Origin of the sequence: Rhizobium sullae, assembly GCF_025200715.1 — a bacterium.
Classification (GTDB): domain Bacteria; phylum Pseudomonadota; class Alphaproteobacteria; order Rhizobiales; family Rhizobiaceae; genus Rhizobium; species Rhizobium sullae.
Genome location: NZ_CP104143.1, coordinates 3,615,880 through 3,637,784, shown reverse-complemented (window position 1 = coordinate 3,637,784; position 21,905 = coordinate 3,615,880). Strand labels below are relative to the sequence as shown.

Annotated in this window: 23 protein-coding genes; 11 read left to right on the top strand and 12 right to left on the bottom strand. The window is 56.7% G+C overall.

Annotated features, from left to right (window positions below):
• Positions 1-59: 59 nt before the first annotated feature.
• The 4 genes from N2599_RS18115 to N2599_RS18100 are packed head-to-tail and all read right to left on the bottom strand — an operon-like array spanning position 60 to position 2,813.
• Complete coding sequence (locus N2599_RS18115; RefSeq protein ID WP_027512276.1) at positions 60-437, bottom strand: helix-turn-helix domain-containing protein; 378 nt, start codon at positions 435-437, stop codon at positions 60-62.
• Positions 434-997, bottom strand: coding sequence for a Smr/MutS family protein (locus N2599_RS18110; protein ID WP_027512275.1), 564 nt, complete (start codon positions 995-997; stop codon positions 434-436). The genes N2599_RS18115 and N2599_RS18110 overlap by 4 nt, the downstream gene beginning before the upstream one ends.
• Positions 997-2,115 carry a murein transglycosylase A gene (gene mltA, locus N2599_RS18105; RefSeq protein WP_027512274.1) on the bottom strand — a complete coding sequence of 373 codons (1,119 nt, stop codon included), beginning with the start codon at positions 2,113-2,115 and terminating at the stop codon, positions 997-999. The genes N2599_RS18110 and mltA overlap by 1 nt, the downstream gene beginning before the upstream one ends.
• Positions 2,112-2,813, bottom strand: coding sequence for a Tim44/TimA family putative adaptor protein (locus N2599_RS18100; RefSeq protein WP_027512273.1), 702 nt, complete (start codon positions 2,811-2,813; stop codon positions 2,112-2,114). The genes mltA and N2599_RS18100 overlap by 4 nt, the downstream gene beginning before the upstream one ends.
• 126 nt (positions 2,814-2,939) lie before the next feature.
• Here N2599_RS18100 and N2599_RS18095 point away from each other — a divergent pair, with 126 nt between their 5' ends.
• Complete coding sequence (locus N2599_RS18095) at positions 2,940-3,449, top strand: FxsA family protein (protein ID WP_027512272.1); 510 nt, start codon at positions 2,940-2,942, stop codon at positions 3,447-3,449.
• 81 nt (positions 3,450-3,530) lie between these two features.
• Entirely contained in the window at positions 3,531-4,007 is a 477-nt protein-coding gene (gene secB / locus N2599_RS18090; protein WP_027512271.1) for a protein-export chaperone SecB, read from the top strand.
• A 51-nt stretch (positions 4,008-4,058) separates the two neighbouring features.
• On the opposite strand, the gene dnaQ is transcribed toward secB, so the two are convergent.
• From dnaQ to N2599_RS18065, 5 genes are read right to left on the bottom strand one after another with little or no spacing between them, the layout of a single operon-like run.
• Positions 4,059-4,772 (bottom strand): DNA polymerase III subunit epsilon, encoded by a 714-nt coding sequence (gene dnaQ, locus N2599_RS18085; RefSeq protein WP_027512270.1) that lies wholly within the window; start codon positions 4,770-4,772, stop codon positions 4,059-4,061.
• Entirely contained in the window at positions 4,765-5,376 is a 612-nt protein-coding gene (coaE, locus tag N2599_RS18080; protein WP_027512269.1) for a dephospho-CoA kinase, read from the bottom strand. The genes dnaQ and coaE overlap by 8 nt, the downstream gene beginning before the upstream one ends.
• Positions 5,376-6,233, bottom strand: coding sequence for a shikimate dehydrogenase (locus N2599_RS18075; protein ID WP_027512268.1), 858 nt, complete (start codon positions 6,231-6,233; stop codon positions 5,376-5,378). Before N2599_RS18075 ends, coaE begins: the two co-directional genes overlap by 1 nt.
• Positions 6,226-6,825 (bottom strand): Maf-like protein, encoded by a 600-nt coding sequence (locus N2599_RS18070; protein ID WP_027512267.1) that lies wholly within the window; start codon positions 6,823-6,825, stop codon positions 6,226-6,228. The genes N2599_RS18075 and N2599_RS18070 overlap by 8 nt, the downstream gene beginning before the upstream one ends.
• Before the next feature lie 34 nt (positions 6,826-6,859).
• Positions 6,860-7,681, bottom strand: coding sequence for a pyruvate, water dikinase regulatory protein (locus N2599_RS18065; protein ID WP_027512266.1), 822 nt, complete (start codon positions 7,679-7,681; stop codon positions 6,860-6,862).
• Positions 7,682-8,084: 403 nt separating this feature from the next.
• On the opposite strand from N2599_RS18065, the gene hemE reads away from it, so the two are divergent.
• The 8 genes from hemE (at position 8,085) to N2599_RS18025 (ending at position 16,788) form a co-directional block, all read left to right on the top strand.
• Positions 8,085-9,119: a uroporphyrinogen decarboxylase gene (hemE, locus tag N2599_RS18060; protein ID WP_027512265.1), complete on the top strand. Its 1,035-nt coding sequence runs from the start codon at positions 8,085-8,087 to the stop codon at positions 9,117-9,119.
• Between the two features lie 3 nt (positions 9,120-9,122).
• Entirely contained in the window at positions 9,123-9,659 is a 537-nt protein-coding gene (gene hemJ, locus N2599_RS18055) for a protoporphyrinogen oxidase HemJ (protein ID WP_027512264.1), read from the top strand.
• Between the two features lie 188 nt (positions 9,660-9,847).
• On the top strand, positions 9,848-11,113 hold the full coding sequence (gene rho / locus N2599_RS18050) for a transcription termination factor Rho (RefSeq protein ID WP_027512263.1): 1,266 nt from the start codon (positions 9,848-9,850) through the stop codon (positions 11,111-11,113).
• Positions 11,114-11,204: 91 nt separating this feature from the next.
• Positions 11,205-12,521 carry a tRNA uridine-5-carboxymethylaminomethyl(34) synthesis GTPase MnmE gene (mnmE, locus tag N2599_RS18045; protein WP_027512262.1) on the top strand — a complete coding sequence of 439 codons (1,317 nt, stop codon included), beginning with the start codon at positions 11,205-11,207 and terminating at the stop codon, positions 12,519-12,521.
• 37 nt (positions 12,522-12,558) lie between these two features.
• Entirely contained in the window at positions 12,559-14,433 is a 1,875-nt protein-coding gene (mnmG, locus tag N2599_RS18040; RefSeq protein ID WP_027512261.1) for a tRNA uridine-5-carboxymethylaminomethyl(34) synthesis enzyme MnmG, read from the top strand.
• A gap of 19 nt (positions 14,434-14,452) precedes the next feature.
• Positions 14,453-15,070, top strand: coding sequence for a 16S rRNA (guanine(527)-N(7))-methyltransferase RsmG (rsmG, locus tag N2599_RS18035; protein WP_027512260.1), 618 nt, complete (start codon positions 14,453-14,455; stop codon positions 15,068-15,070).
• A gap of 19 nt (positions 15,071-15,089) precedes the next feature.
• Entirely contained in the window at positions 15,090-15,884 is a 795-nt protein-coding gene (locus N2599_RS18030; RefSeq protein ID WP_027512259.1) for a ParA family protein, read from the top strand.
• Between the two features lie 19 nt (positions 15,885-15,903).
• Positions 15,904-16,788 carry a ParB/RepB/Spo0J family partition protein gene (locus tag N2599_RS18025; RefSeq protein WP_027512258.1) on the top strand — a complete coding sequence of 295 codons (885 nt, stop codon included), beginning with the start codon at positions 15,904-15,906 and terminating at the stop codon, positions 16,786-16,788.
• A 2-nt stretch (positions 16,789-16,790) separates the two neighbouring features.
• Here the strand turns inward: N2599_RS18025 and holA are convergent, their stop codons facing one another.
• The 3 genes from holA to leuS are packed head-to-tail and all read right to left on the bottom strand — an operon-like array spanning position 16,791 to position 20,980.
• A complete protein-coding gene (gene holA / locus N2599_RS18020) occupies positions 16,791-17,828 on the bottom strand; it encodes a DNA polymerase III subunit delta (RefSeq protein WP_027512257.1) in 1,038 nt (345 codons plus the stop codon).
• A 10-nt stretch (positions 17,829-17,838) separates the two neighbouring features.
• Entirely contained in the window at positions 17,839-18,360 is a 522-nt protein-coding gene (lptE, locus tag N2599_RS18015) for an LPS assembly lipoprotein LptE (protein WP_027512256.1), read from the bottom strand.
• Positions 18,350-20,980: a leucine--tRNA ligase gene (leuS, locus tag N2599_RS18010; RefSeq protein ID WP_027512255.1), complete on the bottom strand. Its 2,631-nt coding sequence runs from the start codon at positions 20,978-20,980 to the stop codon at positions 18,350-18,352. The genes lptE and leuS overlap by 11 nt, the downstream gene beginning before the upstream one ends.
• Positions 20,981-21,170: 190 nt before the next feature.
• Here leuS and N2599_RS18005 point away from each other — a divergent pair, with 190 nt between their 5' ends.
• Positions 21,171-21,830 (top strand): YggS family pyridoxal phosphate-dependent enzyme, encoded by a 660-nt coding sequence (locus N2599_RS18005; protein ID WP_027512254.1) that lies wholly within the window; start codon positions 21,171-21,173, stop codon positions 21,828-21,830.
• Positions 21,831-21,905 lie beyond the last annotated feature (75 nt).

Here is a 21,905-nt window from a genome sequence, read left to right as displayed (position 1 = left end):
AAGGTTTTTGAGCACCATTCCCAATGGTAGAGCCTGCTAATCGGGCATAAAGCAGGGGATTATGACGCTTTTCCGTCAGCTTTAGCGAGATTTTCAAGCATAGCCGCTAGCTCGGCCAAAGCTGCCCTGTCAAGGTTGCGAATCCGGGCCGCCAAACGATTGGTAAACGCCGTATATTCGGGGGGCAGACCCGAGGTATCGATCACCACGCGCGGGTCCGATGCGCGGGCGAGCAGGAAGAGTTCTTCGGCTTCATCCCAGATGATGTTGAAATAGCCGGCGATCCGCTGAAGCAGGTCGAAGGTCGGCAGGCCGCGCTTTCCGTGTTCGAGTGCGGAGAGATATGCGGGCGAGACATTGAGCGCCGCTGCCATCTGCTTTTGCGATACGCCCTTGCGGACCCGAAGCTTTCGAACTGCTTCACCGAACGGCGTCATGACCTGTCCCCCTGCCGCCGGGAGAGCCGGATATAAAGCGCCCCCTCGCCGCCGTGGTGCTGCGCAGCCGCTTCGTAAGACGAAATCAAATAGCGGAATTCCGGCTTCGAAAACCAAAACGGAACGGCCCTTTTCAACGCGCCTTCGCTTCCCATCGAACTGCCCTTGCCGGTGATCACCAGCACATGCCGCATGCCGCGCTCATGCGCGCGGATGAGGAAATCGAGAAGCATGACATGCGCTTCGCTTTGCACCAGGCCATGGAGATCGATACGCGCCTCCAGTGCCAGCCTGCCTTTTGCAATCTTACGTTTGACTGGCCGCTCCAGCGGATGATGGGTGCTGGACGGCTGCTTTGTTGCTGCACGCGGGGTTGCGGCTTGCGCTTCCATTTCGGCAGATGATTTCTGCTCGGCATTCCCGGCCTCGGTTTCGGCTTTCGCCAGAAAGGCATCAAGTTCGGTGAGCTCGCCTTTTTTTCCGGCAAGCGGTCGCGTGCTGCGCGCAACCTTGCCCCACAGAATTCGCTCGTCCGTGCTGAGCTTGCGGTCCCTCGTCATCAGCCGAACCTTCCAGCCGCTGCGTTCGGAATCAAGATGGCAAAGTCTGCGTCGTTGCGCACCGTACCCGCCAGTTCGCCCGCTTCATCGCCGGAACCCGTAAAAATATCGCCGCGCGCAGGACCAACGATCGCAGAGCCCGTGTCCAAGGCAAGCATCAAACGCTGGAACGGCCTCCCATTATCAAGGTGGGTCAGGCTTTCAGAGCGGATGAAGAAGGGAAAGCCGAAGGTATGTATCAGGCGGTCGACCGCAAGCGATCGTCCGGCCAGCAACGGCACTTTCGCTGCTGCAACCGGTCCAGCTTCGGAATCGGCAACCGGCGCCTCGAGGAAGAAAATATAAGATCGATTGTGCCAGAGAACCTCATCGACCTCTTCTGGATGCGCTGCGAGCCAAGCGCGGATCGACTGCATGGAGATATTCGCACGATCGATTTCACCGCGATCGACCAAGAGCTTGCCAATGGCAGAGAAGGGATGTCCGGCCTTTGCCGCATATGTGATCCGAGCCGTCCGTCCATCCGGATAGCGCAGACGTGCCGCACCTTGCACATGCACGAAGAAAACATCGACCTTGGATTTGGCCCAAGCGATTTCAAGGCCTCGGCCGTCGAGGAAGCCTTGGTCGATCGCCTGCCGGTCGGGATAGCCGCTTATCTCTCCATCCTCGAGGCGGCCGAAGGCATAAGATGAATCGAGGCCTGCGGGGCGGTTGCTATTGTCGAGCTCGATCAGATCGTCAGGCCGTCTGTAGAAGGGGAAGCGATAAGTAGAATCGGGCTTGCCGGAAACGGCGATCTCCGGCTCGTAAAAGGCCGTAACGAAACCCCGCCGACCGTCGCCTCTTCTGATGAGAAACGCCCGACAATTCTGTTCAAAGAAGGATCGGGCCTCGGAAGCGGAGGCGGGTTTCGCATTTCGGGCGGCTTGTAGCAAAGGCAAAAGATCGTCGGCGCTCAGCCCCAGCGATCCGGTGCGGTACGGTTTCCTGCCGGCAATTTGGCGGCGACAGGTTTCCATGACTTCAAAAAGGCTGGAGGGATCGTCATCCCTCCAGCCTTTGAGTTCATCGAAATCGACAGCTTGCAGAACGAAGTCCGCTTTATTGTCACTCATGTTTCCGATTCGGTTGCCACGAGCTTCCAATTGGGGTCGCGCGAGCGCGTATCACGAGCGAAGGTCCAGATGTCATTGACCTCAGCTACGTTCTCGGCGTCGCCCTCTATCAGCTTGTCGGCCTTGTCATAGGTCGCGGAGATCAGCTGGCTGGCGATACGGATCGTAATCTGTGCCTCGCTGCCTCTGGCTTCCGCCTGGGTGATGTCCGCCTTATCGATGCCGACGAAGGTGGATTTCACCTTTTCGCCCTTGGCCTCGCGATCCGTGATCGCCGCGTCAAAACCTTCATAAACCTCGCGGGACAAAAGATTCTTCAACGTTTTTCTGTCGCCGTCGGCATAAGCCATGACGATCATTTCGTAGGCCATTTTCGCGCCGTTCAGGAATTCCTTTGGATCGAAGGACGGATCGACCTTGCTGAGTGCGCGGAGAGATTCATTGAGCGGCGTGCCGGCAGGGGCGAAAGCGTCGATCGCCGCAAAGCGATCGTCCTCTTCTGCGGGCGTATCGCGGCGGGGTAGCGTTACGACCTTGCCGGCATCGGAATGCTCAGGGCCGGCGGCATCGCGCGGCGTGAAAAGATCGCGCGGCGGCTTCTCATTTCCCGTGCGGCGCCCGAGAACACTGCGGAGCTGAAAAAAAATCAGCACCGCAGCCACAAGGAAAAACAAAGTGATGAAGTCGTTTGAACTCATATCGTCCCGCAGCCGCCGTTAACATCCATGATTTGTACTCCCATATAGGCCGCATATACAGATGATTCAAATAGCCGCAATCTCGCGATTGCGATCGAGGCCCGGCAAACGCCGGTTGGAGAGACGATGCGACTTGCAATGCTTCCAGGTTTTGTTCTTTTGTTGCCGCTGGCCGAGATAGCGGGCTTCGTGATCGTCGGGCGCGCTATCGGCCTGCTGGCGACCCTTGGCCTCGTCGTGCTGAGTTTTGCAATCGGCATGGCTCTGCTTCGCCGCCAGGGAATCGGCATTCTGCAGCGTATGTCTGCCGAGGGGCGAACCGGCGTAATGCCGGGCCGGGACCTTCTGCGGCCGGCCATGCTCGTCATTGCGTCGCTGCTTCTCATGGTTCCGGGATTTATTTCGGATGTCATCGCCATCCTGCTTTTCATCCCCGCCATTCGTGACCTTGCCTGGAACTACATCCGCAAGCGATTCGTTATCGTTGGAACGAAGAAGGGCTTTGCGGCATCGCAATCATCCGAATCCGGCAACCGATCCAAGCCGGACTCAAAAGTCGTCGATCTTGATGAGGACGACTACCGCCGCGAGCCGAACAAAGATTCTCCTTGGTCCGGCAAGCGGCTTGGCGAGTAGAGACGGGTTCGCCTAGGGTTGTAAGCCTTTTCCCGAAATGTTAGATGGCGGCACCATTCAATGCCCCTCGAGGAAAATCCAATGGCTGATGAAAACAACGGCAGCGGCACGACAAGCCCGAGCCTCACAATTCTCGCTCAGTACACGAAGGATCTTTCCTTCGAAAATCCCGGCGCGCCGCGTTCGCTTCAGGCGCGCGACAAGGCTCCGGCGATCAATATCAGCGTCAACGTCAATGCCAATCCGCTTTCGGATAGCGATTTCGACGTTGTGCTGTCGCTCAACGCCGAGGCCAAGGATGGCGACAAGACGGTCTTTCACGCCGAACTCGTCTATGGTGGTGTCTTCCGCGTTGCCGGCTTCCCGCAGGAACACATGCTTCCGGTTCTCTTTATTGAATGCCCGCGCATGCTCTTCCCGTTTGCCCGCCAGATCATTGCCGATGTTACGCGCAATGGCGGCTTCCCGCCGTTGATGATCGACCCGATCGACTTCGCACAGATGTTTGCGCAACGCGTCGCTGAAGAGCAGACGCGCGCAAAGGTGCAGACAAACTGAGTTCGAAGTACCTGATTAGACTGCAGTGCCCGGGTGAAAGCCCGGGCATTTTTAATTTGGACGATCGTATTTGGCCCAGATGCCTTTGCTGCCGAGCGCAGCAATCAATGCGTCGTGAGCCTGAGCTTCTGCTTCGCTGAGGCGTGGCGCGAGGGGGCGGGGCCGCTTCAAAACGATGTCGACGGTCTCGTCCAGAATAATCTCGGCGTCGCCTGACCCAGTTGCAGCAGCAACACTCAAACCAAGAGCGGTCTGACGCCCTCCGATCATTTCGATATAGACCTCGGCGAGCAGCTCCGAGTCGAGAAGTGCACCGTGTTTTGTGCGGTGCGAGTTGTCTATACCATAGCGGCGGCAGAGGGCATCGAGCGAGTTCGGTCCCATTGGATGTTTGCGCCGCGCGAGTGATAACGTATCGACCACCTTCTCCGGCAAGATCGGCGGCATGCCAAGGCGAGCAAGCTCCGCATTGACAAATCCCATGTCGAAGGTTGCGTTGTGTGCGATCCACTTTGCGTCGCCGAAGAAGTCGATGATCTCTTCAACGACGTCGGCAAATGGCCTCTTTTCCTTCAGAAACTCGTCGGTAATGCCGTGAACGGCCAGAGCATCGGGATGGACTTTTTGATTGCCGGGATTGATGTAGATATGGATTGTGCGGCCGGTCGGGAAATGGTTCAGAAGCTCGACGCCGCCGATTTCTACGATGCGATCGATGCGGCTGTCGAGGCCGGTGGTTTCCGTATCGAATATGATTTCACGCATTCCGGAAATCTCCTTTCGCGATCCGCGCTTTCAGATCCGCGATGATTTCGCTTACCCTCGCCCGCGTTATTTCGATGGCGTGCCCCGTATCGATGACATAGTCGGCACGCGCCCGCTTTTCGGCGTCCGGGGTTTGCCGCGAGCGAATCATACTGAATTTTTCCTCTGTCATGTTCGGACGCGCAAGCACCCGGTCGCGCTGAATCTGTGGATCGCAGCTCACGACGACGATTATGTCGACTCGGGTTTCGGCACCCGTTTCGAAAAGCAGCGGGATATCGAGCAGGATTATCTCCGATCCTCGCGCTTGCTCGCGTTTTACGAATTCGGCTTCGCGCTTGCGAACCAACGGATGCACGATCGCCTCCAGCGCCTTGAAGCCATCTGGTCTGCGCGAAAGTTGGCGGCCAAGTTCCTGCCGGTCGACAGCGCCATATTTCACTGTGCCAGGGAATTCAGCTTCGACCAGTGGCGCCGCCTCTCCGGCATACAGCTCATGCACCACAGCGTCGGAATCGTTGACGGGAATACCGGCTTCGGCAAAGAGCTTTGCCGCAGTTGATTTTCCCATTCCTATGGAACCCGTGAGACCGATCCGGATCATCAGTGCTTTTCCATATCTGCGACGATGAGCGCACGAAGCTCGTCATCCACGACCGGGCGCTTGCCGAACCATTTCTCAAAGCCCGGCACTGCCTGGTGAAGCAGCATACCGAGTCCATCCACGATCACAAAACCTTGTTCCTCGGCTTGTTTCAACAAAGATGTCTTCAGCGGCACATAGACGATATCGGTGACGACTGCATTTTCGTCGAGTGGCAGGAAATCGATTGCCGGTGCCGTTTCGCCGTCCATGCCGAGCGATGTCGTATTGACGAAAAGCCCCGCTCCTTTCATGACCTCCGCGAGTGCTCCCATTGGATGTGCATGGACTTTCTCACCGAAGCGATCGGCAAGTTCCTGCGCACGAGCAGCGGTTCGATTGACGACATGAATCTCCCGAAAGCCGCGGTCGCGGACTGCCTGTATGACCGCGCGGCTCGCCCCACCTGCCCCGAGTATTACTACGGTGTCATGTTTATCCCAGCCAGGGTGGCGCGCGTCCAGGTTCGCGGTAAATCCCTGCCCGTCGGTATTGGTCGAATGGAGTTTTCCTTCCGCCAGCCATAACGTGTTGGAAGCACCGAGTTCCTGGGAGAGTTCGTCCGGCCTGTCGGCGAGCCGACAGGCCATCTCCTTGTGTGGGATGGTGACATTGCCGCCGATAAATTGGGAGCTTTGATCCTTGAGCGATCCCATGAATGCCGCAAAATCGGCGGGAGCAACCTCGTATGGGCGGTAGCTACCGCGAAGTCCAAGCTTTTTCAGCCAGTATCCGTGGATCAAGGGCGAGCGTGAGTGCCGCACCGGGAAGCCGGTAACGAAAGCATTCGGGCCGAATGTTTCACGTGAATCATCCATCGATCGCGCCCAATTCCCTTAGTTTCTGAAGCAGCGGCAACATTGGCAGGCCAAGGATCGTGAAATAGTCGCCGTCGATCCGGTCGAAAAGTTGAATTCCCTCGCCTTCCAGCTGATAGGCGCCAACGCTGCCGAGCGCCTTGTCGCCAACTCTTGCCAGATGGCGCGATATGAAATCCGCCGACAGAACGCGCATCGTCAGCGACGCGTGTGACACGTGCTCCCATAGAAGCGCACCATTTCCGATGATAGCGATCGCACTGTTCAGACGATGTGTTTGCCCCGAAAGTACTCTCAGATGATTGGCGGCGTCAGCCATGTTGTGCGGCTTGTGAAACACGTGATCACGAAGCGACATGGTCTGATCCGAGCCGATGACGAGAGAATCCGGAAACCGGCTGCTCACCTCCTCCGCCTTGGCCCTAGCAAGCACCGAGGCGACAGTGTCTGGAGATGCGCCCTCTCTTTCGAGCGGTGCTTCGATCGCCCGCTCGTCGATCTTTGCCGCATGCGCTTCAAACTCCAGACCGGCGTTCGCGAGCAGCATCCGCCGGAATGGACTGGACGAGGCGAGAATCAGTTTCGATGTCATGCGTCTCTTAGCTCAAGATTCATAATATCAGCGCTTAGCGCAGCTTGGGGCGCAGGGCAACGATTGCGGCCGCCGTCTCTTCGATGGAACGACGGGTCACATCGATCAACGGCCAATTATGGCGCGCGCAAAGAGAGCGGGCATATTTTAGTTCTTCGGAGATCGCTGCTCGATCCGTATATTGGCTACGATCGAAGCCAGGTGTCACACCAAGCACCCGGTTTTCACGCACCTGCGATATCCGATCCGTCGTTGCGATGAGACAGACGATCAACGGCCTCGTTGCAGTGAAAAGCGCTTCCGGCAAGGGCACATCGTAGACGATCGGAATGTTCGCTGTCTTGATGCCGCGATTGGCGAGATAGATACTCGTCGGTGTTTTCGATGTCCTGCTGATGCCGATGATGACGACGTCGGCGTCGTTGTAATCCTCGGGCATCTGCCCATCGTCGTGATCCATGGTGAAATTGAGCGCCTCGATACGCGCAAAATACCCGGCATTCATCACGTGCTGGGCACCGACGCGACGCCGCAACGGAGCACCGAGATAAAGCTGGAAAGCGGCCATCACAGGCTCAAGCACATTGACCGAGGCGACGCCCATTTCCACGCATCTCTCATCGATCAGCCCCGCAAGTTCCCGATCGACGACCGTGTAGAGGACGATGCCCGGCTCGTTGTCGATCGCATCGAGAACAGCAAACAGCTGCTTACGATTCCGTATCAACGGATAGACATGTTCTACCGGCTGAGCGGATTTGAACTGGGCGGACGCGGCACGACCGGCTGAGATCAGAGTCTCACCGGTCGAGTCAGAAATCAGATGCAGATGGAAGAAGTTCGTGCGGTTCTCCACGCTATTTTCCGCTGCCTGTTGAAAAGACTGGATGATAGAGAGCTAAGGGACCGGCATGGCTTCAGGCAAGGGAAAACGTGGCCCCTTATCCACATTTCGGATTTTCTGGAGAGCACCACAGGGCAGTCTGTGGATTTTGTGATCGGCGTTAAAGAACTCATCTGGAATACACAGGATATCCACAGACAACGCCGCCTCACCCTTCGAGGCAAGTTTCTGGAATCATTTTTAGATTCGAACTTCTCCAAAATCTACGATGGAATGCGATCGATATTGTCCTGATATCTTTGATGCGCGTAACAAATTGTATCAGCAGTGGATGGATTTTAATCCTTGATAGACACCGACTCTAAGAAATAGAAACCTTTTAAAATATCTTTAGATTCTTAAAGGGACGAAGCGCTTGAGCGAAACGCGCCGGAAAATCATGAGAGTTCTCGACGGTGAAACTCTCTCCCCTCCTCCGATCTGGCTTATGAGACAAGCAGGCCGTTATCTGCCGGAGTATCGAGAAACGCGTGCAAAGGCAGGAAGCTTCCTCGACCTCTGCTATTCACCGGAGCACGCTGTCGAAGTGACACTGCAGCCCATCCGCCGCTACGGCTTCGATGCGGCGATCCTCTTCTCTGATATTCTTGTCATTCCGGATGCCATGAAGCGCAATGTGCGTTTCACGGAAGGCCATGGTCCGGAAATGGACCCGATCGACGAGGCTGGAATTTCACGTCTGGCTGCTGATGGTGTTATCGACTATCTGAAGCCGGTGTTCGAGACAGTGCGCCGGTTGCGCACGGAACTCCCGGAAGAAACGACACTTCTCGGCTTTTGCGGTGCGCCCTGGACGGTGGCGACTTACATGATCGCAGGGCACGGCACGCCTGATCAGGCGCCGGCGAGGCTTTTTGCCTACCAGCATCCAAAAGCGTTTGAACGACTGCTCATGCTGCTTGCGGACATCTCTGCCGAGTATCTGGTAGCGCAGATCGATGCCGGCGCCGATGCAGTGCAGATTTTCGATTCCTGGGCAGGCGTTCTTGGAGAAAAGGAATTTGAGGCTTTTGCCGTCAAGCCAGTTGCTCGGATCATTGCCCGCGTCAAAGCGCAGCGCCCGAAGGCTCGGGTCATCGCCTTTGCCAAAGGTGCAGGTTATCTTCTGAAAACCTACAGGCAGAAGACCGATGCTGACGCGATTGGGCTTGATTGGTCCGTTCCACTTGAATTCGCTGCCGAGCTTCAGAAGGAAGGGCCGGTCCAAGGCAATCTCGATCCCATGCGCGTCGTCGCCGGTGGGCGCGCGCTTGAGGAGGGTATCGACGACATCATGATGCACCTTGGCGGCGGACCGTTGATCTTCAACCTCGGCCACGGAATTACGCCGCAGGCCGATCCGGAAAACGTCCGTCTGCTTGTCAAACGCGTTCGCCGTGGCGGGAATTGAATGATGGAAAAGCAGACGGATGAGCGACCAGGAAGCTATGCGCGGCGACGGGCACATTTCGCCCTCGCCTTTTTTGCGCTGCTTGCCGTCGGGCTATTTGCATGGAACCCGGCCAATCTCTACCTTTGGATCAAGGCACTGCACATCATTGCGGTCATCTCCTGGATGGCCGGGCTGTTCTATATGCCGAGGCTCTTCATCTACCATACCGACGCGGAACCAGGTTCCGTACAGTCGGAAACCTTCAAGGTCATGGAACGGCGCCTGCTGAAGATCGTCATGAACCCGGCGATGATGCTGACCTGGGTTTTCGGTCTGTATCTGGCTTGGTCTGTCTACGGTTTTCAGGGTGCGTGGCTTCATGCCAAGATCGCCCTCGTCGTGCTCTTGACGGCCGTTCACTTGTTCTTCAGTCGCGCGGTCGATGCTTTTGCACGGGATGAAAACCGGCGCACGGCGCGATATTGGAGATTCATGAACGAGGCACCGACGCTACTCATGATCCTCATCGTCATCCTGGTTGTCGTTAAGCCGTTTTGAGCGGGCGCCGCTTTAATTTACTTCATTTTAAACAGCCCCCTTGCGGCATCTCAGCTTAGTCGCTATTTTCCGCGCATCTCATCTTCGTGGCATGTGTTTTGAGTTCAGTCGTCTGCGAGCCCTTTCGCAACACCGAAACGACGCAACATAGCCTTCCCCCCTTCGAAATACAGAGTAATGGTCACTTCATGGCTGAAATGAAGCTTCAGGAACTTAAGAGCAAATCCCCGACCGATCTTCTGGCGTTCGCCGAATCGCTCGAGGTCGAAAATGCAAGCACCATGCGCAAACAGGAATTGATGTTTGCAATCCTGAAGGTTCTCGCGAGCCAGGATGTAGAGATCATCGGCGAAGGCGTCGTGGAAGTCCTGCAAGATGGTTTCGGCTTCCTGCGTTCGGCAAACGCTAACTACCTCCCGGGTCCAGACGATATTTACATCTCTCCATCGCAGATCCGCCGCTTCTCTCTGAAAACCGGCGATACGGTCGAGGGACCGATCCGTGGTCCCAAGGAAGGCGAGCGCTATTTCGCCCTGCTCAAGGTGAACACGATCAATTTCGAAGATCCGGAAAAGATCCGCCATAAGGTCCACTTTGATAACCTCACGCCGCTTTATCCCAATGAACGTTTCAAGATGGAGCTCGATGTTCCGACATCGAAGGATCTGTCTGCGCGCGTCATCGACCTTGTCGCGCCGCTCGGTAAGGGCCAGCGTGGCCTCATCGTCGCTCCGCCCAGGACCGGTAAGACTGTTCTTCTACAGAATATCGCACATTCGATCACCGCAAATCATCCGGAATGCTACCTTATCGTTCTGCTGATTGACGAGCGGCCGGAGGAAGTGACGGACATGCAGCGTTCAGTGCGCGGCGAAGTCATTTCTTCAACCTTCGACGAGCCGGCGGTCCGTCACGTGCAGGTCGCTGAGATGGTGATCGAGAAGGCGAAGCGGCTCGTCGAGCACGGCCGTGATGTCATCATCCTGCTCGATTCGATCACGCGCCTTGGCCGCGCCTACAACACCGTTGTGCCGTCGTCCGGCAAGGTTCTGACCGGTGGTGTTGATGCCAACGCTCTGCAACGGCCGAAGCGCTTCTTCGGCGCTGCCCGTAACATCGAAGAAGGCGGCTCTCTGACGATTATCGCGACGGCGCTCATTGATACCGGCAGCCGCATGGATGAAGTCATCTTCGAAGAATTCAAGGGAACCGGTAACTCGGAAATCGTTCTCGACCGTAAGGTGGCCGACAAGCGCATCTTCCCGGCGATGGATATTCTGAAGTCCGGCACGCGTAAGGAGGAGCTGCTTGTTCCGCGCCAGGATCTGCAGAAGATCTTCGTGCTTCGACGTATTCTTGCTCCGATGGGAACAACCGACGCTATCGAGTTTCTCATCGACAAGCTGAAGCAGACGAAGAGCAATCCGGACTTCTTCGACTCTATGAATACATAACAGATAGCCGGATTCCTGACATAAAGCCGGCCGTTTCGCGATGGCCGGCTTTCGCTTATGAGGAATCCGAGCGTGGCCAGAGTGGTCGAGGATGTCGAACGAAACCATTTATGCGCTATCGAGTGGAGCTGTTCCTTCCGGCGTTGCGGTTGTCCGCCTCAGTGGTGTGAAGACGCGCGATGCCTTGCGACTGCTGATCGGCGACACCCCACCGCCACGCAGGGCGTCCCTGCGAACGATTCGCTCCCGTAACGGTTCGGTTATAGACAGCGGCCTGGCACTCTTCTTTCCATCGCCAGATTCTTTTACGGGCGAAGACTGCGCCGAGCTCCAGCTTCATGGGAGTCGAGCCGTCATTCATGCCCTCTTTGAGGAACTAGAGGCGATTGAGGGCGTGCGGATGGCTGAGGAGGGTGAGTTCTCGCGGCGGGCGTTTGAAAACGGCAAACTTGACCTCGTCGAGATTGAGGGTCTGGCGGATCTGATTGCCGCAGAGACGGAGATGCAAAGGCGCCTGGCGGTCGAGCATAGCCAGGGCAAACTATCCGAGCTATACGATTCGTGGGCGGAACGATTGACGCGGGCTCGTGCTCTGATTGAAGCTGAACTCGACTTTGCCGATGAAGATGACGTGCCCGGCTCGGTTTCAGCTCTGGTGTGGGATGATATCGCTCAACTGCATGCCGAGGTAGAGAACCACCTCGCGCACGCGCAGGCGGGCGAGATCATTCGCGATGGTTTCAAAGTCGTCATTGCAGGCGCGCCAAATGCCGGAAAGTCGACCTTGATGAATGCGCTTGCGCAGCGAGAGGTTGCTATTGTGACGAATATAGCGGGAACGACGCGTGATGTTCTTCACGTCGATCTCGATATCAATGGTTTCCTCGTAAAGCTTTATGACACGGCTGGTTTGCGCGATACAGATGAGGTCGTTGAACGCGAGGGCGTACGGCGGGCCGAGCGGATCATCTCTGAGGCGAATCTTGTGCTCTATCTCGAGGATATGACCCAAGGCAGGAATGGGCTTTCGCCGATCACGAATACGGAAGTCTTGCGGGTTGGGACAAAGGCCGATATATCCGCGGCGACTGGTCCGGTCGCCTATGACCTGACGATTTCTGCTGTCACGGATGTGGGATTGTTCGCTCTTCGCGCCGCCATCGCCGAGCGCCTGGAGCGGCAAGTCAGCAGCCATAGTCTGGCGATCCCAAGCCGCAGGCGGCAAAGGGATTCGCTTACGGAATGTCTGGAGGCGATCGGGGCAGCGTTGGCCGACCCGTCAGCGGGACTTGACATTAGAGCCGAGAATCTTCGCATCGCGGGGAACGCCCTGGGCAGAATTACGGGACGCGTCGACGTCGACAATTTACTCGATATAATCTTTTCCGAGTTTTGCATCGGAAAATGATTCACGTGAAACATCTGAAAGCGTGTGAGAAGGCGAAATGACCATCTATCAATACGACGTCATCGTAATCGGAGGTGGTCATGCAGGTTGCGAAGCGGCCAGCGCAGCGGCTCGCCTCGGTGCTCGTACAGCTCTGGTGACGCATCGGCGAGACACGATCGGGGTCATGTCCTGCAACCCGGCGATTGGTGGCCTTGGCAAGGGTCACCTCGTGCGGGAGGTGGATGCGCTGGACGGCCTCATGGGTCGTGTGGCCGATGCTGCCGGCATCCAGTTTCGCATGCTCAATCGCAAGAAAGGCCCGGCGGTCCGCGGTCCACGGACCCAAGCCGATCGGAAGCTCTATCGAACCGCCATGCAGGCGGCAATAGAAGCTATTGATAATATTGACGTTATCGAAGGCGACGCCTTTGATCTTGATATATCAGAGAGTCGCGTCACCGGCGTCATAATGAAAGATAGCCGGATTCTGAACTCTGGCGCTGTGGTTCTTACGACGGGAACCTTCCTGCGCGGGCTTATTCATATCGGGGATAAGAAGATTCCGGCGGGCCGTGTCGGTGAAGATCCGTCTCTTGGTTTGTCTGGAACACTATCGCGCCTGGGGCTTCGGCTCGGCCGTCTTAAGACAGGTACGCCAGCGCGCCTTGACGGGAAAACGATCGATTGGGCATCGGTTGGCCGACAGGGCGCGGATGACGAGGTAACACCGTTCTCATTCATGACCGGTGCAATTACGAATCCTCAGATTGAATGTGGGGTAACCCGCACAACGACCGCCACACATAAACTCATTCAGGATAACCTGCATCGCTCGGCAATGTATTCCGGGCAGATCGAGGGCGTTGGACCGCGCTATTGCCCCTCGATCGAAGATAAGATCGTGAAGTTCGGCGAGCGGGATGGGCATCAAATCTTCCTTGAACCGGAAGGCTTGGACGATGACACTGTCTACCCGAATGGTATTTCGACGTCGCTGCCGGCAGAGGTGCAGGATGCTTTTATCCGGACCATACCAGGCCTTGAGAAGGCTTCCATCATCCAACCTGGCTATGCAATCGAATATGATCATGTCGATCCGCGCGAGCTGACGCCTTCTCTTGAAGTAAAGAGGATGCCGGGGCTTTATCTTGCCGGCCAGATCAACGGAACAACAGGCTACGAGGAGGCAGCGGCCCAAGGTCTCGTGGCGGGCCTCAATGCGGCACGCCACGCGGGCGGCCAAACGCCGGTCTACCTAAGCCGTACGAATTCTTACATCGGCGTCATGATTGACGATCTGACGTCGAGGGGTGTTGCCGAGCCTTATCGCATGTTCACCTCGCGTGCGGAATACCGCCTTTCTCTGCGCGCGGACAATGCCGATATGCGGCTTACTCCAATTGCGGACGAGATCGGCTGTCTGGGAGAGGCTCGTCGTGCCAAATTCCGCGAATATGAATGTGCTCTTGACGGTGCGCGAGAACAACTTAAGGCATTACACATCACGCCAAATGAGGCCCGTGAGTATGGGTTGAAGATTAATCTGGATGGGCAGAGGCGCTCTGCCTACGAGTTACTCGCGTATCCCGATTTCGACATGGCGCTGCTGTCAAATGTATGGCCCGAACTTCGGGCGTTTAGCAAGCCGATCGCAGAGGCCATAGAGATCGAAGCATCATATGCCGTTTATATGCGCCGGCAGTCTTCAGACATTGTCGATGTCCAACGCGACGAAAATCGACTCATCCCAGATGGTTTCGACTATTCGATGCTGCCTGGTCTTTCGAACGAACTCAAGCAGAAGCTTGGCAATCTGCGCCCGTTCAATGTCGCTCAAGCCGCAAAGATAGATGGCATGACGCCGGCCGCCATCTCTCTTCTGCTCGTTCATTTGCGAAGGTCAGAGGCTGCGCAGCGGTCGGTTGCCTAACACTTTTTGAGAGTCTTTCATGGAATTGAACGGTCAAAGTGTTTCACGTGAAACACAAGACAGACTGGAGCATTTCGTTGCTCTCTTTAACAAGTGGTCTAAATCCATCAACCTAGTCGCTCCCTCGACATTGAATGACGCGTGGCAAAGACACGTCGCCGACAGCGCTCAAATCTTTCAATTAGCTCCCGGCCCGAAGCGGTGGGTGGATATGGGCAGCGGCGGCGGATTTCCCGGCGTGATCACCGCCATCCTCATGGCCGAGCTTGCCGATGGGTGGGTTCACCTTCTTGAGAGCAACAACAAGAAAGCGTCTTTCCTCAGGCTGGCCCTTCGGGAAACAGGGGCACGCGGTTCTGTGCATTCGATCCGCATTGAGGATGGACCGGCTGTTGTCGCCTCCTGCGATGCTATATCCGCCCGCGCCCTCGCCGATCTCGATAAACTATGCGACCTTGCGGAACCTTGGATGCTTCGCAACAAAAATACGCGTGCATATTTCCATAAAGGCCGGGATTACGGCGTTGAAATTGCCAAGGCACGTGGTCGGTGGCGTTTTGATCTGCTAGAACATCGAAGCGTTGTCGAGCGAGATTCGGTCATACTTGAGATTTTCAATCTCCAACGCTTGGTTTAACAGTTCGGATGATGCGGCCATGGCCATTGAACGGAACCGGATTATTACAATAGCGAACCAAAAAGGCGGCGTTGGAAAGACGACAACTGCCATTAACCTGGCAACTGCCTTGGCTGCTATCGGCGAACGAGTTTTGATCGTCGACTTGGATCCTCAGGGTAACGCGAGCACCGGCCTCGGGATTGACCGGAAAGACCGCAAACTCTCGTCTTATGATCTACTGATTGGCGAGGCCGGAGTGACTGAGGCGGCTATGCCGACCGCTGTGCCAAATCTTTCCATCGTACCATCGACCATGGATTTGCTTGGTGTCGAAATGGAGATCGCACAGCAGAGTGATCGGGTTTTCAAGCTGCGCAAGGCGCTCACAACTCAGCAAGCATTTGAATTTACATACATTTTGCTGGATTGCCCACCCTCTTTCAACCTTTTGACGATGAACGCGATGGCTGCGGCGCATTCCGTTTTGGTCCCGTTACAATGTGAGTTCTTTGCATTGGAGGGATTAAGCCAGCTCTTGGAGACGGTTGATCAAGTGCGGCGAACGGTAAATCCGCGTTTGGATATTCAGGGTATCGTGTTGACGATGTTCGATGCGCGAAACAATCTTGCCCAGCAGGTGGTAAGTGATGTTCGGTTGCACCTTGGGGACAAAGTTTACCATACGCTTATCCCGCGCAATGTCCGTGTTTCCGAAGCGCCCTCCTATGGCAAGCCTGCGATCCTTTATGACTTGAAATGCGCCGGTAGCCAGGCATATCTGCAGCTGGCCTCCGAGGTCATCCAGCGCGAGCGCCAGCGTCTCGCCGCTTAAGATTTAGTGAGTACCGCAAATGAATGACGATGTATCGAAGAGACGTTTAGGCCGCGGACTTGCTGCGCTGATCGGCGAAATGGATCAGCCGGTGCCGGTCGACGGCGCAAAGAGCAGCGTAAGTGCAGACCGTCTCATTCCGATCGAATTTGTCAGCAGGAATCCGCGCAATCCGCGTCGTTTTTTTGATGACAGCGAACTGCACGATCTCGCCAGCTCTATTCGTCAGCATGGCATCGTCCAGCCAATCGTTGCTCGTACGATTGCAACGAACCGATATGAAATAATAGCCGGCGAAAGAAGATGGCGGGCAGCCCAGCTCGCGGGCCTTGTCGAAATTCCGGTGATCATCCGCGATGTCGATGACAAGACGGCGCTCGAGATTGCCATTGTCGAGAATGTCCAACGATCAGACCTCAATCCCCTCGAAGAGGCGTTGGGTTACGAGCAGCTTATCGCGGAATACGGCTACACTCAAAATGATCTTGGTGAGATCATCGGCAAGAGCCGAAGCCATGTCGCAAATTCTCTGCGCCTGCTTAAGCTTCCCGAGCCTGTCCGCGACTTTCTTGCAGCCGGCAGTCTGTCGGCGGGGCATGCACGTGCACTGGTTTCAACATCCGATCCGACGGCCCTCGCCCGCACGATCGTCTCGAAGGGAATGTCCGTCCGAGACGCCGAAAAGCTTGCGCAGAACGATATCAAGGCCCAATCCGAGCCACAGCGTCCGTCTGCCCCACGCGATCAGAAAGATTCCGATACGTTGGCACTTGAGCGCACGCTCTCCGATACGCTGGGCCTCGATGTCACCATAAATCACAAGTCCGGCGGCGGCCAGATCCGCATTGCCTACAGGTCGTTGGAGCAGCTTGAAGAAATCTGCCGGCTCCTTGAGCGGCGGTAAGCCTAGCCCTTCCGCCTGCTTTGAAGAGTTGTAGAGAGCAATGTCTGCAACGCAATACTGTCCTCTAGGCTCTGACGCCTTCTTGTCTGCAAGATCGCCGATTGCAGCCTGTTTGTCTCACGGCGAATGGCGTCAGCATTCCAGGTGCGTAGCGCCTGTTCGATGATGGGTTTGCGCCGGAAATGCAGATGGCGGCCGAGCGTCTGCATGACCTGAGCTGTCTGAAGACGCTTTTCCTCCATTTCCGCGCGCATCGCGTCGAGAAGTTGGAACTGTTTCAGGCAGGCTTGGATGACGAGGAAGACAGCCGTCTTCGATGCCGAGATCTTCCGCATGGAATGCAGGAAATTGCCGGTGTTTCCGCTTAATATAGCGTCCACGGCGTCATCGACCGAAATAGCACTGGCGTCGCCGATAATCTCGCTCACATGATGCTCTTCGATCATCTCCATGCCGCGGCAGTAGAGGGCGAGCTTTCTGACCTCATTGCGTGAGGCGATGCGATCACCGCCGATCAGTTCGACTAAAGCCTGCCGTGCGACAGGCGTGATGCGCAGGCTTTCTGACGCCAACTCATTGTCGATCAAAGCATTCAAGGCGCGTGCATCATCTGGATAACAGGGGATCGCAACGATGCTACGTGTGCCTTCGGCAAGCTTGCGAAGAAGGGAGCCCTTCTTCAGATCTCCGGCTTCGACGATGATGGACGTTGCGTCGAGCGACTTTTGAGAAAGCTCGCCGAGGGCATCGACCAGGTATTTTTCATTTGCCGCGCCACGTATCCAAAGGAGTTTTTCACCACCGAATAACCCGATAGCGTCTGCCTCATCCAGCAGGCGCCCAGGGTCCTTCTGTAGGTCGCCGATGTCGAGTTTGATAAGCGAAAAAGCATCATCCAGCGCAACGCCGGTTTTCCCGGCTATTTGCCCAGCTCTCTCGGAAACCAGACCGCGATCCGGTCCATAGATGACGAACATGCGGTAGGCGGAAACCGAACGTTGAAGAAAGCCTTCAAACTCGTGAGATTTTATTTCCGCCACGTTCCTTTCCTCAGCGGCCGAGCGCGCCGGCGATATCGAGGCCCACGAGCTCGGCAGCCTCGCGCGCTGCACGGTTCTCAGCATCACGGATCGCGCGTTGCTTGGCAAACTGCTGGCTCGGGAAATCGACAAGCGCGGTGACATAGCGGTTACCCGACTTGATGACCCGGCCATCCGCTGTCGCCTGCAGCGTGTAATCAACGCTGACGGTCACGCGACCGGCACGCGACTCATCGGAGGTCTCGACGAGAAGCGCGTCGACGACATCGGACCGCACATGCAGCTCAACTTCGTAGGCCGGCTTGACAGGCTCGCCTGCGCCGTGCGTCGCAAGGAAGATCAGGCGGTTGCGAACCTCCTGTTCGACGCGAGTCGTTGCATCCGAAAAGCCAACGGAAGCGAGCTTGCCGGCAACTCCCGACGTTTCCGAGTACAGTGGACGAACCTGGCAGGCGGAAAGTAAGGCTGCAAACGCAAGGACGGCGGTGATTGCGGCGCCGCGTGCGAGCCTGGGAGCGATATCAAACGACAATGTTCACAATCCTTTGCGGAACCACAATAATTTTCTTCGGCGCCTGACCGTTCATCGCGCTGATGACGGCGTCGAGTTTCAAGACCGCCTGCGTTACTGCATTCTGATCTGCGTCTCGAGAAATTGTCAATTCGGCGCGCTTCTTACCGTTGATCTGGATCGGCAATACGATGTCGTTCTCCACGACCAGAGCTTCGTCATAGGCAGGCCAAGGGGTGCGTGCGAGCATCTCGCTGTTGCCAAGTGCTGCCCAGCATTCTTCGGCAAGATGCGGCGTCATCGGCGCAACGAGTTGAACCAAGATTTCCGCTGCGTCTCGAACTGCACCGCGATAGGCGACGTCACCCCCGCCTGTCGCTACTTTCGCCAACGGGCCAGACAAGGCATTCACGAGTTCATAGATGCGCGCGACCGCCTTATTGAACCAAAGCTTGTCATAGTCGTTCTGTACAGCCTTCAAAGTCTTGTGCGCAGCTTGGGAAATCGAAAGCCCCTCGCCATCCTTAGCCGGATTCGGCGATACGGTGACCAAGACTTCGGAGGCCTCGGAAATCAAACGCCAGAGGCGCTGTGTGAAGCGATGCGCCCCTTCGACACCTGCTTCCGACCAGATCACGTCACGATCTGGCGGTGAATCGGAGAGAACAAAAAACCGCGCCGTGTCAGCGCCGTAGGAAGCGATGATATCATCCGGATCGACGACGTTCTTCTTGGACTTTGACATCTTCTCGATTGATCCGATCGAGACTTCGTCTCCGCCCTCCAGCAGGAAAGCGCGGCGTTTGCCCTCGATCTCTTCGATACGGATGTCGGCAGGCGCCACCCATTCGCGGTTCATGCCGGCACCGCGGCTGTACGTCTCATGGACGACCATGCCCTGGGTAAAGAGACCTCTAAATGGTTCCTTGATGTCGACATGACCGGTCTCGCGCATCGCGCGGGTGAAGAAACGCGAGTAGAGCAGATGCAGAATAGCGTGCTCGACACCGCCGATATATTGATCGACGGGTAGCCAGCGATTTGCCGCAGCCGGATCTGTCGGTACACCTTCCCAAGGCGCTGTAAAGCGGGTGTAGTACCAGCTCGAATCGACGAAGGTGTCCATCGTGTCCGTTTCGCGCCGCGCGTCCTTGCCGCAGGTTGGGCAAGCGACATGCCGCCAGGTCGGGTGGCGGTCGAGCGGGTTGCCCGGCTGGTCGAAGGTAACATCTGCCGGGAGTTTCACGGGAAGGTCTCTTTTCGGGACGGGCACCACCCCACAGTCATCGCAATGAATGACCGGGATCGGGCAACCCCAATACCGCTGCCGCGAAATGCCCCAGTCGCGCAAACGGAAATTTACCTTGCGTTCACCCTGCGGCACGTTGCCGAGCATCGTGCTCGACAGGCGGTCGGCGACGAGGTTGAAGGCTTCGTCTGCCGTTTTGCCGTCGAGGAAGCGGGAGTTGATCATCATGCCGTCGCCATCGTAGGCGGTATCGCCGATCGTGAAGGTTGCAGCATCGCCGTCCTTTGGCATGACGACGGGGACAACGGGCAGACCATATTTGCGCGCGAAATCAAGGTCACGCTGATCGCCGGACGGGCAGCCGAAAATAGCGCCCGTGCCATAATCCATCAGCACGAAATTTGCGACATAGACCGGAAGTTCCCAAGACGAATCAAACGGATGCTTGACGCGGATACCGGTATCCATGCCTTTCTTCTCGGCCGTCTCAAGGGCTGCCAGCGACGTGCCGGCCCGGCGGCATTCCTCGCAGAAGGCTTCGATAGCCGGACTTTTCGCTGCAGCGTCCTTTGCCAACGGATGGTCGGCAGAGATTGCAAGGAAGGAAGCTCCGAAGAGCGTGTCCGGACGAGTGGTATAAACTGTCACCTCGGTTTCACCGGCAGGCGCCGTCTGCGGCACGATCTCCCAACGGATCAAAAGACCCTCGGAGCGGCCGATCCAGTTCTTCTGCATCAGTCGAACTTTCTCCGGCCACTGGTCGAGCGTGTCCAGTGCGTCAAGCAGATCCTGGCTGAAATCGGTTATCTTGAAGAACCACTGCGTGAGCTCCCGCTGCTCGACCAGTGCACCCGAACGCCAGCCACGGCCGTCTATGACCTGTTCGTTGGCAAGAACGGTGTTGTCGACCGGATCCCAATTGACCTTCGACTGCTTTCGGTAGACCAGGCCCTTCTCCAGGAAATCCAGGAAAAGATGCTGCTGATGCTGGTAGTATTCCACGTCGCAGGTGGCAAATTCCCGGGTCCAGTCGAGCGAAAGCCCCATGGCCTTCAACTGCGATTTCATCGAGTCGATATTCTGGTAAGTCCAGGATGCCGGGTGAACGCCGCGCTCCATGGCAGCGTTCTCCGCCGGCATACCGAAGGCATCCCAGCCCATCGGGTGAAGAACGTTGAAGCCCCGGGCCCGTTTGTAACGGGCCACGACGTCACCCATCGCATAGTTGCGCACATGGCCCATATGAATGCGGCCCGAAGGATAGGGAAACATTTCAAGTACATAGTATTTATCGCGCGGATCGGCGTTGTCGGTCTCAAAGACCTTCGCCTCGTTCCATTTTTGCTGCCAGCGGGGCTCGGCATCGCGCGGATTATAACGTTCGGTAGTCATGGTATTCGAATTTCCGAAAAATCAGGGGAGGTTGGTGGTGACCTTCACCATGAAACCGTCGTAGCGTCAAGTTTTGCGGGGCACTGCAAGCGCCAGATCCCTCGCAGCCAGAGTGCTTTTTGGGCGCGGGCTCTTGGCAAAAAGGTCACCCGCGGTTAGTGCATGCCATCGGTCATGTCGGGATAAGACAATGGAACTTCAAGAGCGGTTGAACGATGTTCGCTCGCGCATTGCGGCAGCGGAGCGTCAGTCCGGGCGTCCTGCCGGATCGGCTCAACTCGTTGCCGTGTCAAAGACCTTCGATGCGGAAGCCATTCGTCCCGCGATTGCGGCTGGTCAGCGCATTTTTGGCGAGAACCGCGTCCAGGAAAGCCAAGGCAAATGGCCCGAACTCAAGGCTGAAACCGCCGGCATCGAGTTGCATCTCATCGGGCCGCTGCAATCGAACAAGACGGCGGATGCCGTTGCCCTCTTTGATGTCATAGAGACTGTCGATCGTGAAAAGATTGCCCGCGCGATCGCGGGGGAAATGAAACGGCAAGGGAAGAGCCTTCGACTTTACGTCCAGGTCAACACGGGGCTGGAGCCGCAAAAGGCCGGTATTGCTCCCGCCGATACACCCGCGTTTGTCGATTTCTGCCGGAATGAGCTCGGTCTTTCGATCGAAGGCCTGATGTGCATTCCGCCAGCCGAGGAAAATCCCGGTCCGCATTTTGCGCTGCTGGCTAAGATCGCAGGAAGATGCGGGGTGGAAAAACTCTCCATGGGTATGTCCGGGGATTACGAAACGGCCGTGGCCCTCGGTGCGACGAGCGTGCGCGTCGGATCTGCTATTTTCGGCGCGCGTTAGTCGTTCTGCTTTCGTCGGGCTTCCGGTCCAGCCTCCCCTGTCCTAGATTGGCTACACGGTTTGCATGTCCTGGGG